The sequence below is a fragment of the Bifidobacterium phasiani genome, from assembly GCF_019331775.1.
Lineage (GTDB): Bacteria > Actinomycetota > Actinomycetes > Actinomycetales > Bifidobacteriaceae > Bifidobacterium > Bifidobacterium phasiani.
Map to the genome: position 1 here is coordinate 15,734 of NZ_JAHBBD010000029.1, position 13,047 is coordinate 28,780.

Annotated in this window: 9 protein-coding genes and 1 tRNA gene; 5 read left to right on the forward strand and 5 right to left on the reverse strand. The window is 69.6% G+C overall.

The genetic code is table 11. The features are described from left to right. Positions 1-47 precede the first annotated feature (47 nt). Entirely contained in the window at positions 48-860 is an 813-nt protein-coding gene (locus KIH73_RS09740) for an alpha/beta hydrolase (RefSeq protein ID WP_219083007.1), read from the reverse strand. A 106-nt stretch (positions 861-966) separates the two neighbouring features. Next, complete coding sequence (locus tag KIH73_RS09745) at positions 967-2,310, reverse strand: MFS transporter (RefSeq protein ID WP_219083009.1); 1,344 nt, start codon at positions 2,308-2,310, stop codon at positions 967-969. A gap of 297 nt (positions 2,311-2,607) precedes the next feature. On the opposite strand from KIH73_RS09745, the gene KIH73_RS09750 reads away from it, so the two are divergent. After that, positions 2,608-3,648: a LacI family DNA-binding transcriptional regulator gene (locus tag KIH73_RS09750; protein ID WP_219083011.1), complete on the forward strand. Its 1,041-nt coding sequence runs from the start codon at positions 2,608-2,610 to the stop codon at positions 3,646-3,648. On the opposite strand, the gene lysS is transcribed toward KIH73_RS09750, so the two are convergent. Beyond that, the gene (gene lysS / locus KIH73_RS09755; RefSeq protein ID WP_219083013.1) at positions 3,626-5,338 is read right to left on the reverse strand and encodes a lysine--tRNA ligase; all 1,713 of its coding nucleotides are present in this window, start codon (positions 5,336-5,338) and stop codon (positions 3,626-3,628) included. The two genes, KIH73_RS09750 and lysS, sit on opposite strands and share 23 nt — an antisense overlap. Before the next feature lie 94 nt (positions 5,339-5,432). Here lysS and KIH73_RS09760 point away from each other — a divergent pair. The 4 genes from KIH73_RS09760 (at position 5,433) to KIH73_RS09780 (ending at position 10,787) form a co-directional block, all read left to right on the forward strand. Continuing rightward, positions 5,433-5,506 (forward strand) — tRNA-Pro (locus KIH73_RS09760). 154 nt (positions 5,507-5,660) lie between these two features. Next, a complete protein-coding gene (locus KIH73_RS09765) occupies positions 5,661-6,848 on the forward strand; it encodes an MFS transporter (protein ID WP_219083015.1) in 1,188 nt (395 codons plus the stop codon). A 590-nt stretch (positions 6,849-7,438) separates the two neighbouring features. Further along, complete coding sequence (locus tag KIH73_RS11015) at positions 7,439-9,991, forward strand: DUF4037 domain-containing protein (protein WP_420830230.1); 2,553 nt, start codon at positions 7,439-7,441, stop codon at positions 9,989-9,991. A gap of 193 nt (positions 9,992-10,184) precedes the next feature. Then, on the forward strand, positions 10,185-10,787 hold the full coding sequence (locus KIH73_RS09780) for a DUF4125 family protein (protein WP_219083016.1): 603 nt from the start codon (positions 10,185-10,187) through the stop codon (positions 10,785-10,787). A 129-nt stretch (positions 10,788-10,916) separates the two neighbouring features. Here the strand turns inward: KIH73_RS09780 and KIH73_RS09785 are convergent, their stop codons facing one another. Together KIH73_RS09785 and KIH73_RS09790 are read right to left on the reverse strand one after the other, a co-directional pair. Then, positions 10,917-11,942, reverse strand: coding sequence for a hypothetical protein (locus KIH73_RS09785; RefSeq protein WP_219083018.1), 1,026 nt, complete (start codon positions 11,940-11,942; stop codon positions 10,917-10,919). Beyond that, positions 11,935-12,942: a hypothetical protein gene (locus tag KIH73_RS09790; RefSeq protein ID WP_219083020.1), complete on the reverse strand. Its 1,008-nt coding sequence runs from the start codon at positions 12,940-12,942 to the stop codon at positions 11,935-11,937. Before KIH73_RS09790 ends, KIH73_RS09785 begins: the two co-directional genes overlap by 8 nt. Positions 12,943-13,047: the final 105 nt, after the last annotated feature.

Consider the following 13,047-nt stretch of genomic DNA (forward strand, 5'->3'; position numbering starts at 1 on the left):
CGGATGCGCGTCGGGGATAGATTCAGGCAACGAATGAATGCGCTGCGTCACGCGGCCGCGTGCAGCGCATGGCCGGACACGAACTGCGCGATCCGAGGCATGATGGCGCGGCGATGGGCGACATTGCCGAACCCGTGGTTTCCGCCCTGCACGATCATGGTCTCCATGCGCTCGCCGTACACGTCACGGTAGCGTTCGACATAGTCGACCGGAATGAAGTCCTCGGTGCCGTGGACGAACAGGACGGGGCCGTCGTACCCCTGCGCCTTCGCGTACACGTCGGTGGCCTTGGCCTCGTCGATCAGCGCCGGTCCCATGGCCACGCCCATGAAGTCGAAGTACCCGGTGGCGGCCACGGAGTCCAGCGGCTGCCCCTGCAGGTGGCCGCCGCGGATCTCGTCCGCGTATGACGACGCGGTCGAGCACAGCGTCAGCGAGCGCGGCGGGACGTCCAGCAGCGGGGCCAGATACGTCGACTGCACGGCGCCGAAGCTCAGCCCCACGAGATGCAGATCGTTCGGATCGACGCCGGGCATCCGCCGCACCGCCGCGATGACCTGCAGGGCGTCGTCGACGTCCCCCGCGATCGTGGTGTCGAAGAAGTCGCCGTCGCTTTCGCCATGGCCGGCGCGGTCGTAGGCCACCGCGACGACGCCGTGCTCGGCGAGCGTGCGCCCGACCTGCACGATGAAGCCGGAGAAATCGATGCGGTTGCCGCCGAACCCGTGCATCAGCACCGCCACCGGGTGCCCGCCGTCGGCGCCGAAGCCCTCGGGCAGGTATCGGGTGCCGCGCAGCGTCAGCGCGCCGCGGTCGCCGCCGTCCACGTCGAACGACATCGGCTCGAGTGCGATATTCATATGTGTCCTCCTTGCAGGCCGGCCGTCGCGCCGGCGTTCGTGATGGTTCGGTTCGGCGTGCGCGGCCCGACGCTCCGGGCCGCGCACGCCCGGGACGGGACGCCGCTCAGTGCTTGCGCGCGGCGAGCTCCTCGCGGATGGAGTCGATCCGGTAGTCGACCTTGTACATCAGCATCAGCACGATCGCGATGGCGCTGCAGATCGCGGGCAGCCAGACGAAGTTGAACGAGATGGCGCCGAGGGCCGAGGCGGTCTGCTCCTGGTTGGCGACGAATCCGTTGACGTCGAGGATGAACGTGCCGAGCCATCCCGCGATGCCGGCGCCGCAGGTCGTGCCGATGGCGGCGCACGCCGTGATCAGGCCCTGGCTGCGCACCCCGGTCTTCCACTCGCCGTAGTCGACCACGTCGGCCAGCATCACGAACACCGTGCTCTGCCCGGCCTGCGAGAACGCCGTGACCGCGATCGCGAACAGGATGAACGGCACGGACCCCAGCTGTTCGCCGACGAACAGCAGCAGGGCGCCGCCGATGCCGATGGCGAAGAACAGGATGGCGATGTTGCGGTTCTTCAGGCGGCGCGCCAGCAGCGGCACCAGCAGCATGCCGACGATCATGCCCGCCGAGTTCACGGTGTTGGCCAGCGACGACATCATCTCGCTGCCGAGGTTGTACTTGAAGAAGTACACGATCGACGAGGACTTGACGACCACGCCGATGAAGATGACGAAGTTGAGCAGGGTCAGGATCCACCACGGACGGTTGCGCAGCATGGCCTTGAGGCTGTCGAGGAACGGCGGCTCCTGCTCCTTGGGGGTGATGACGCGTTCGCGGGTGTTCGCGAAGGTCATCAGCAGCAGCGCGGCGCACACGACGCCGTACACGATCATCGTGAGCGTGAAGCCGAGCCGCTGGTCGCCGCGGCCCAGCAGGTTGACCAGCGGCAGGGTGAGGGCGCCCGACAGGATGACGCCGACCTGGCCGCCGATGCTCCTGAAGGCGCCCGTGTTGACGCGCTCCTGGGTGTTGGTGGTGAGGTTGGGCAGGATCGCCGTCACGGGCGTGGTCACCGAAACCGCGAGGAAGTTCATCAGGATGTAGGTGATGTACACGTAGACCATCTGGGCGACGCCGCCGAAGTCGGGCACGGTGAACGTCATGACGCCGATCAGGGCGAACGGCCCGGCGAACCACAGGAACCAGGGGCGGACCTTGCCCCATTTGGTGTTCGTCTTGTCGATCAGCGCGCCGACGACCGGCCCGGCGACCGCGTCGAGCACGCGGACCGCCAGGAACAGCGTGCCGACGGAGGCCAGGCTGATGCCGACCACATCGGTGTAGTAGAACATCATGTACATGGTCACGACGTTGAAGATGAGGTTGTAGGCGCAATCCGACGCGCCATAGCTGAGCTTCTCCCGCAGGGAGAGCCTGACGTTCGCGTTGTCCATACGACGCAACTCCTTTGTTTCTCTCATGTCCTCGGACCGGGCGGTTCCGCGACGTTCACGGCAGGCTCCCCGCCCTCGTTCCGAGCGACCGCGCCGGACCCGTCGTTAGGTCCGCGATGCGGTCACGGTGCCATTGTAGGAACTCGGGCAGCATTATTTCTTTCCATATAAAGAAATTTCTTTGTCCGATTTCCGACCGGTATCAAGGTCTTTCCTCGTCACCTCGGACTCCACGCGCCGTTATACGAATCTCGCCGAACGCATGGAAAAAAGAAATTTCTTTATTATCATGGCGGTATGCCCAACGCTCAAGACCACGATTCCGCGCCCCGCCCCAAGCTGTCGTACATCGCCAAGATCGCCGGCTCGACGCCGTCGACGGTGTCGAAGGTCATCAACGGCAGGGGCGGGGTGTCGCAGGAGACGCGGGACCGCATCGAAGCGGTGCTCCGCGAGCTCAACTACGCCAAGCGGCCGGTACGCCATCGCAACTCGACCGTCATCATGCTCGTCGTGCACTCGATGCGCCAGCAGTGGATCCCCGACCTGCTGCAGGGCGCGGCCGACTACGCCGCGGACAACCGGCTCACCGTGGCCGTATGCGCGAAGACCGACGGCGACGGCCGGCGCGACGACCGGTACCTTCAGACGATCCGGCAGGCCAAGCCCCTGGCGATGGTGTTCGACTCGGCGTACGTCTCGATGCAGGACCGCACCCTGTGCCAGGAGCTGCAGACCGAGTACGCGGTCATCGACCCCTCCGGAACCCCGTCGCAGGACCGCTTCGAGGTCCGCATCGACAACTGGGCCGGAGGATGGGAGGTCGGGCGTCACCTGCTGGAACTGGGGCATCGACGCTTCGGCGTCATCACCGGGGACCCCGCGATGGCCTGCTTCCCGGCGAGGCTGGACGGGTTCCGTTCCGCGCTGCGCGAGCAGGGCGTCCACCTCGACGGCCGCCTGCTCGCCTCGGGCGACAACTGGACCGAGGAAAGCCGCATCCAGGCGCTGCGGATGCTATCCCGGGCGGACCGCCCGACGGCGATCTTCGCGTGCAGCGACACCCAGGCGTACGGCGTGTACGACGCGGCGCACCAGCTCGGGCTGGACATCCCCCACGACCTGTCGGTCGTGGGGTTCGACGACATCGAAAGCGTGCGCCATCTCGGACCGCCGCTGACCACGGTCCGCCAGCCGCTGCCCGAGATGGTCCGGTCCGCATTCGAGCTGATGCTCGGGGCGCGCCGCACCGGCATGCCCGACAAGCTGCTGGTGCCGCCGACGCTGGTGCGGCGCGGCAGCACCGCATCGCCGCCTACTGCAGGTTCAGCGGCTTGACCAGCGGGAAGGTGATCGTCTCGCGGATCGTCGCGCCGGTCAGCGCGATGAGCAGGCGGTCGATGCCCATGCCCATGCCGCCCGCCGGCGGCATGCCGACGCCGAGCGCCTCGAGGAAGTCCTCGTCGATGTCCATCGCCTCGGCGTCGCCGGCGAGCGCGTCCTTGGCCTGGGCCACGAAGCGCTCGCGCTGCACGACCGGGTCGTTGAGCTCGGAGTAGCCGGTCGCCAGCTCGAAACCGCGCACGTACAGGTCCCACTTCTCGACCACGCCGGGCTTGGAGCGGTGGGACTTGACCAGCGGCGAGGTCTCGACCGGGAAGTCGCGCACGAACACCGGCTCGTAGAGCTTGTCCTCGTAGAAGTGCTCCCACAGGTGCTCGACGAGCTTGCCGTGGTTCTCCACGTCGTCGCGCTCCACGCCGAGCTTATCGGCGATCGCGCCGAGGTGCTCCACGCTGGTGCCGGGCGCGTCCGGGCCGCCGTTGGGCACGATCTGCTCGCCGAGGGCCTCGGAGAGCGAGTCGTACATGCTGATGGTCCTCCACTCGCCGCCGAAGTCGTACTCGGTGCCGTCGAGCAGCGTGACCTTGAGCGAGCCGAACACGTCCATCGCGGTGCGCTGCACCAGCTCCTTGGTCAGCTGGCCGATGGTGTCGTAGTTGCCGTAGGCCTGGTAGGCCTCGACCATCGTGAACTCGGGGGCGTGCGTGGCGTCGACGCCCTCGTTGCGGAAGTCGCGGTTGATCTCGAACACGCGGTCGATGCCGCCGACCAGGCAGCGCTTGAGGAACAGCTCCGGGGCGATGCGCATGTACAGGTCGATGTCGAACGCGTTCATATGCGTGGTGAACGGACGGGCCGCGGCGCCGCCGTGCACGGTCTGCAGCATCGGGGTCTCGACCTCGATGAAGTCGTGGCCGTCGAAGGTGCGGCGCAGCGAGGCGACGGCCTTGGAGCGGTTGCGCACCATGTTGCGCACGCGCTCGTCGGCGATCATGCCGAGGTACGGCTTGCGGGTGCGGGTGTCGTCGTTGAGCTCCTTGTGCAGGGCCGGCAGCGGCTGCAGGGCCTTGGCGGCGATGCGCCACTCGTCGGCGAACACCGACAGCTCGCCGGTCTTCGACGCGATGACGCGGCCGTGCAGGTACAGGTGGTCGCCCAGGTCGACGAGCTGCTTGAACCGCTTGAGCGAGTCGGCGCCGATCTCCTTCTTGGAGATCATGCCCTGGATCGTGGTGCCGTCGCCGGCGGACAGCTGCACGAAGCACAGGCCGCCCGCGTTGCGCAGGAACAGCACGCGGCCGGCCACGCCGACCACGTCCTCGGTCTCCTGGCCGGCCTCGAGCCTGCCGTCGTAGGCCTGGCGCACCTGCTCGATGGTGTGGGTCACGCCGACCTCGACCGGGTAGGGGTTGATGCCGTCCCGGAGCATCATCGCGCGCTTGGCCACGCGCATCTGCACCTGCTCGGGGTGCGCCAGCGGGCCGAACTCCTTGTTGCTCGGGTCGATGGCCTCCTCCAGCGAGGCGCCGCCGTCGACGCGGGCGCGGATGGCCGCGTCCTGCTCCAGCAGCATCTCGGCGCGCTCGATGGTGGTCATCGCGGGGACGGCGGGCTGGCCGTCGGACTGGGTGCCGTCGGCCTGGTCGCCGACCGGATTCTCAACGATTTCGTTCTTCTCACACATAAGCCACCAGTGTACCGAGACGCCGATACACGCCGTAAGACACGCCGGTTGCATTTGTCCCCGGTTTCGTTGTATTATCTTCTGCGTTGCCAAACGGGCTGTAGCGCAGCTTGGTAGCGCGCTTCGTTCGGGACGAAGAGGCCGCGGGTTCAAATCCCGCCAGCCCGACAACTCAAGGGAATCGCCGATTGCGGCGGTTCCCTTTTTCTATGCATCGCGCCGGCCGCCCGCACGGCCGGGCGTGCATGGACACGGCACGGTGCGCGCACGCCGGCACCGGGCCGACACCTTAAGGCACCATCACACCGCAAGGAACACAACCATGAACAGAAGCCTGCTCGCGCTGGCATCGGGCGCGTTCGTCCTGGGCGCCGCCGAATTCGTCATGATGGGCATCCTGCCCCAGGCCGCCGCGGCCATGGGCGTCGACATCCCCACCGCCGGCAACTACATCTCCGCCTACGCGATCGGCGTGTGCGTCGGCACGCTGATCCTCGTGTTCGGCCGCCGCGTGCCGCCGAAGCGCCTCATCGTCCTGTTCATGGCCCTCACGCTGGTCGGCAACCTGCTGAGCGCCGTGGCGCTGAACTCGCCGATGCTCGTCGCGGCGCGCTTCATCTCCGGCCTGCCGCACGGCGCGTTCTTCGGCACCGCCACCCTGATCGCCAAGACGCTGGCCGAGAAAGGCAAGGAGGCGCGCGCCGTGTCGATGATGGTGACCGGGCAGACCGTGGCCAACATGCTCGGCGTGCCCGCCGGCACGCTGATGGCCGAGTTCCTGTCGTGGCGCCTTGCGTTCGGCATCCTGGCGGCCTGGGGCGCGATGACGATCCTGCTGGTGACCTGCTGGGTGCCGCGCGTCGAGCCGATCCGCGACGCCGGGCTCGCCGGGCAGTTCCGGTTCCTCAAAAAGCCCGGCCCGTGGCTGATCCTCGCGGCCGTGTTCCTGGGCAACGCCGGCATCTTCTGCTGGTGGAGCTACGTCTCGCCGTGGCTGACCGGCGTGGGCGGCTACGCCTCGGGCACGGTGCCGCTGCTCATGATGCTCGCCGGATTCGGCATGGTCGTCGGCGGCATCGCCGGCGGACGCATCTGCGACCGGTGGCGACACGCCGGCACCGCGGCGCTCGGCCAGTGCGTCGCCGCGATCGGCCTGCTGCTGGTGTTCGTGACGCCGGGCTCGCCGGTGGTCTGCGCGGCGCTGACGTTCTGGATCGCCTTCGGCCTGTTCTTCGTCTCGTCGCCGCAGCAGCTGCTCATGGCCGAGGCCGGCAAGGGCGGCGGCGAGCTGCTGGGCGGCGCGACCGTGCAGGTGGCGTTCAACTTCGGCAACGCGGTGGGATCCATCGTCGGCGGCATGATGCTCACCGTCTCCGGCATGGACTACCACTACCCGGCGCTGGGCGGCCTGCCGCTGGCCGTCGCCGCCGTCGTGCTGCTGGCGGTGTACACCCGCCGCTACGAAACCGACACCGACGCGCTGGAGCGCCTGCGCGAGATTCAGGTGTGACCGCTCCGACCCCATGGAATCGGCCATCGGAACGGAACCGTCGCCGCCGCCGGCACGGCGATGGCCTTGATCCCGCGAGGCCAGCTCCACAAGAGGCGACGGAGGACTTGCCGAGGGACGCCCGCGCCGATTCCACGGAATCGGCGGCACCCATGTATAGGCACGGATCCATCGGCATGCGTGCCATGAGATTCCGGGCTCCGGTCGCCATCGGAACGTTGGCCTCGTAGCCGTCTCCGAAAGCCCGCCCGGCATACGGCGGCCGGCATCGGCCCCCGACCGGCGCCTTGGGTCCTCATCGGTTCGGATCCGCCAAATACGCCACGGATCGGTCCCCGACGGTCGCTTCGGCGCTTCGGTGGGCGCTTCAGGGCTTCAGTAGGCACCCGGTCGCGGGCATCAGCGGCCGAATGCCCTGGTATTTCAAGGCATTCGTCCGCGGCGATCCACATGGAGGTGCCTACTGAAGCCTCGGAGTGCCTACCGAAGCTCAACGTGCCCGCCGTCGGGCGCACCCATCGCCCCGAGCGCGACGGCGTACGCGTCCGTTCCGCCGTAGACTGGACGCAGACCCGACGGAAGGAGATGCGATGGACGACACGACGCTGGCCGAGGCGCTGAAAGGCTGGATCGACGGCGGATCGGAGGCGGCGCAGGGCGTCGACGCGCCGGATGCGAATCCGCAGAACATGGACACCGGACAGGACGACCCCGCGTTCGACGCCGACGCGTTCCTCAAGGGGCTGGATGCGATCTTCGACGCCCACGAGGGCGCCGTCAAGGCCGAACCCTACCTGCTGCAGGCCATGAGCGACGCGGAGAACGCCGGCGACGACGCGGGTCTGCTGACCGTGCTCAACGAGACGATGGGCTTCTATCGCTCGCAGGGCCGGCACGACGACAACCAGTGGATCGTGCAGCGCGCCATCGAGCTGGCCCTGCGCATGCGGCTCGAGGGCACCGAGGCGTGGACCACCACGCTGATCAACGCCGCGACCAGCATGCGCGCCGCATCCCGATACGACCAGGCCGAGGACCTGTACCGCCAGGCCATCGACTCGGCGCGCACCACGCTCTCCCCCACCGACCGGCGCATGGCCGCGCTGCACAACAACCTGTCGATGCTGTACGGCGAGACCGGCCGCCCGGCACAGGCCGAACGCGAGCTGCGCGCGGCGCTGGAGGTGCTGGAGTCAGCCAGCACCGACCCGGCGCGCGACGTCGACATCGCGGCGACGCACACGAACCTCGCGCTGATCCTGCTCGACCGGATGCACGGCGGCGCATGCGACGAAGACGACGCGAACGCCCGAGGCGCAGCGGGCGGCGGCGCGGATGCGACCACGGCGGCTCGCACGGCGGCGAACGGCGCGAATGGCACGAACAGCACGAACAGCACGAACAACGCGAACAACGCGGACAGCGAGCCGGACGCCGCCGCGCTGCTCGACGCGGCGATGCGCCACGCGCGGCGTTCGCTCGAGATCTACCATGACGCCGGCCAGGAGCATGCCGGGCACTACGCCTCGGCGCTGGCCGGATACGCGCAGGTCTGCCTGGCGGCGGGGCGTGCCGGCGAGGCCGTCGCCCGCTACCGGCAGGCGCTGGCCGTCATCGACGAGAACTACGGGCGGGACAACGACTACTACCGCATCACGGCCACGAACCTGGTGCATGCCGAGCAGGTGGCGGAGCAGGCCACGGCGCGGGAGCCGTCCGCTGCGGTTCCCGGCACGCCGTGCGACTCCGGGCCGGTCGCCTCCGACATATCGTCTCGATCCGAGCCGGTCGCCCCCGAGCCCTCCGGATCCGTCTCGGACACGTCCGCCACGCCCGCACCCGGTCGGCACAACCCCGCCCCGACCGGTTCCGCCGCACCAGCACCCGCACGGCGCGTCCCCGACCCGACCGGTTCCGCCCCGACCGGTTCCGCCGCGCCCGACCCCGCACCGGCACGCCCCGGATCCCCGTCCGCTCCCCCGGACCGCTCCGGCACGGCCCCTTCCCGCGATGCGGATCGCCCCGGCGCCGCCGATGGTCCGGTCCCGTGCAATTCAGAGCCCGAAGAACCATCCGACACCCCGACCCCTCGCGGCGCGGACCATACCGCCCCGGGCACGCCGCGCCCCGCCCTCACCGGGCTCAAGCTGGCCCGCGCGTACTGGAACGAATACGGCAAGCCGCTGATCGAGGAGCGCTATCCCGAGTACCGGGGCCGCATCGCCGCCGGCCTGGTCGGGCACGGCTCCGAGTGCTACGGGTTCGACGACGGGCTCTCGCACGACCACGACTTCGGGCCCGGATTCTGCCTGTGGCTCACCGACGAGGACTACGCGGCGATCGGCCCGCGGCTCCAGGCCGACTACGAGGCGCTGCCGGACACGTTCATGGGCTTCGGACCGCGCGAGTCCACCGCCCGCGCCCAGGGGGCGGGGCGGCGCGTGGGCGTGTTCGCGATCGGCGACTTCTTCGAGTCGATCACCGGGTACCGTGAGGCGCCGGGCGAGGACAGGCCGCACGAGTGGCTCATGCTGGACGAGGCGACGCTGGCCGCGGCGACCAACGGCGAGGTGTTCGCCGACCCGTTGGGAGCGTTCTCCAAGGCACGCCAGGGCTTCAAGCTGATGCCCGACGACGTGCGGCTGTCGCTGGTCTCGCGCCGTCTGGGCATGATCGCGCAGGCCGGGCAGTACAATCTGCCGCGCATGCTCGCCCGCGGCGACGGCGCCGCGGCCTGGTGCTCGATCAACGAGTTCGTCGAGGCCACGGCCTCCCTGGTGTTCCTGCTCAACCGGCCGGTCACGGTCGGCTATCTGCCGTACTACAAGTGGCGGTTCGCCGCGCTGCGGCGGCTGTCGCGGCGCATGGGCATGCGGCTGACCGGCGTGTGCGGGCAATTGGAGACAGCGCTGCGGCTGTCCTCGGCGGCGTGCTTCGGCGGCGCCGGGTTCGGCGAGGGCGGCAGGGGCGCCGAGCCCGCCGCGCGCCGCATCGAAGGCATCGTCGAGTCGATCTGCCGGGACATCGTCGCCGAGCTCAACGCCGAGGGGCTGAGCTCCAGCGGCGAGACGTTCCTGGAGTGGCAGCGGCCCCATGTGGAGGAACATATCGCACGTAAGGAGGATTGCCTGATCAGCCTCTGACGAGGCCGGTTCACAAGTCGGACCGGAACGATCCCGTGAACTGAAGCGATCACACAACCTACCATCAAGCACCGGCAAGAACGCCGGTATACCAACAAATATCGATACCGAATCGAACATCATCCATGTTCGACCTGGTTCACAGGTTCAGGGCCCGCCATCCTGTGAACCAGCCCATCGAAAGGAGACCGCCATGGACCTTGTGGAACGCGTGGTGCGCCACGAATGGGACCAGTTCCAGCGCACCGAGAACGAAGGTGGACGCGCCTCGTGCCAGGGCAACTGGCCGGTGTTCCACCAGATGCGCGCCAGCCAGTTCCTCACCTGGCCGCAGGACCTGCTGGCCGGGTACGCCGACGACCTGGACGAGGCCGACCGGGTCGGGCGCAACCTCGTCACCGAGAAGTACGCGCGCATGATGGCCTCCACCGCGCCCGAGAAGTTCCACGAGCGCATCGAGCCGTACATCCCCCGGCTCGACAAGGAGCGCATCGCCCGCCAGGAGCGCATCATCGCCGTCCAGGTCGGCTGGGCGCGCGACTTCCGGGCGCGCTATCCGAAGCTGGGCGCGGCGATGCGCGTGCTGACTACGGCCGAGGACACCCCGGAGGACACCTCGTTCGAGACCTACCTGCGCGGCGAGCTCGGCACCTATTCCGACGCCACGCTCGCCCGCTACGAGCGGATGGTCGCCGATCTGCGCGCGCAGGGCCGCAACCTGACCGAGGAGACGATCCTCAACACCGTGCGCATCGGCGGGTTCGCCGACCTCGACGAGGCCGAGGCCGCGCAGTAACGGCGCCGCCCGCACCGGGTTCACGGCATCGCCGTCGGCGGGCATCCATCCGGGCACCCGCCGACGGCGTCATCCATACAATGACCCGCGCACCGTCCGCCGGCCGCCATCAGGCGGCGGACACCGCGGCTACGCCTTCTCCGGCTTGTCGTCGCCGCGCTTCGGACGCACGATGCGCACCACGGCCCACACGACCGCCACGACCACCAGCAGGGCGCCGAACGCGCCGCATCCCACGGCGATGGCGACGCGCGGGTCGGCGCCGAACATCGGCAGGGTCGCGACGGGGAATCCCATGCCGAACAGGATCGCCACGACGCCGCAGCACACCAGCAGCACGCCGAACACGATCGTCGCCGCGCTGGGGCCGCGTCTGCGGATGACCGGGCGCTCCTTCGGGCGTTCCACCGGCACCTGCACGTAGTTGGACGGCCCGGCGCCGTTCTGCACCGGCGGCATCGTGCTGTACAGCGGCACCTGCCGGTTCGCCGCGTACGGCCCGGCGCCGCCCGGGGCCATCGGCCCCGCGGGTCCCGGCTGCGACGGCGCGGAGCGCGGCGCACCGGCGGCGGCCGGCTGCGGCACCGGCTCCCGACGCCCGGTCTGAGGCATCGCACCGGCGATCGGCGCCGCCATGCCGGTTTGCGGCACTGCTCCGATATTCGCCGTCGTGCCGGTTTGCGGCACCGTTCCGATATTCGGCGCCGCCATGCCGCTCTGCGGCACCATTCCGGCGGCCGGCGCCGCCATGCCGGTCTGCCGCGGCGGCACCGGCCGGGCGACCGGTTCGCCCGGCATCGCTCCGCCCCGCGGCGATTCGCGCGGCGGCTCCCCCGATGCGCCCCGTCCAGGCGACGGCACCGCGTCGGACACCGCCTCCAGCTCGTCCGCCAGGTCCGGCTCCGGCGTCGACACGGACGCCGCCTCGGGCCGCGGCGCGTCCGCGGCCGCGGATGACGGTTCCTGCGACCGCCCGTCCGCCTCCGGATCGCCGCCGACGGCCCGCAGCACCTGGGTGTCGGCGACCGGCAGCAGCCTCGTCGGCGCGTTCTCCCCGTCCGCGGGGACGGCGGGAATCGCCCGGGTCTCGGCCTCGGACGCCGCGCCGACCGTCGGCAGGGGCTGCGTCTGCGTGTTGCGGATGTCCTCACTCATGGTCGTCCTCCGTCATGCCGGCCCACTCGTCATAGGTGGGCAATGTGTTCTGCGACGCGTACTGCACGATGACCTCGCCCATCGCCGACGCATCCACCTGGATGGTCAGCTCCGGCACGGCCGGCGCGTTGGCGTCGCCCTGGTCGTAGACCCAGTTGTAGCCGCTGTCGCCCTCGACGTCGCCGATCGGATCCGGCGACGAGTACACGCCCATGCTGTAGTCGTGCAGCACCGGCCCGATCTGGTCGTATCCGCCCCAGCTGTTCCATGCCGTGGCCGCCCACATGCCGCCGAAGTGGTCGTCGTAGTCGACCCACCAGCGGTTCGCGTCGGAGAACTCCCACGAGCAGCCGTCGGGGATGGTGACGACGACGCTGGTGCGGTACGGCGCCAGCCTGATCAGGCCGGCCGGGCAGGTCGACGTGCCGAGTCCGCCGCCGTTGTAGGTCACCGCGTGGCTGCCGTTGTCGCGCCCGTACTCGCTCAGGTCGATGTGCAGGATGTCGTCGGTGCCGTCGCCCTGCGTCCACAGGCCGTCGCCGAGCCGCTGCACCGTCGCCGGGTCGGAGCCGATGACCGCGTAGCCGTGCACGTTGACGCCGGCGGCGAGTCCGGAGTCCCCGGCGGCCGCATACTGCGCACGCACGTCGAGCATCCGCCGGTAGACCGTCGAATAGGCGATGCCGAGGAACACGACGATCACGGCCAGGCATGCGGCGATCCACGAGAACGGCGTGAGTCCGCCGGAGCGGCGCCCGATGCAGCCGAGCACCACGGTCAGCAGGCCGAGGACCGCGCAGACCGCGCCGGTCCACACCAGACCGTAGCCTATCAGCGTCTCGAGGTCGCCGGAGCCGTACGACCATGCCATGAGCACCGCGGCGAACGACAGGAAGATGGCGCCGACCGCGACGAGCACGACGATCGGGCCGGCGGGCTTGCGGCGGGCGTACCGGGGTTTGGGCTGCGGTTCGGAGGGCCGATAGGGGGAGGTCATCATCGGCGGCACCGCCGCCGATGATCCCTCAGGTGCGGCACCTGGGGCGCCGGCTGCGACGTACGGCGGCGGTCCGGAGGGGGCAGGACCCGCGGAACCGGCGGGCGG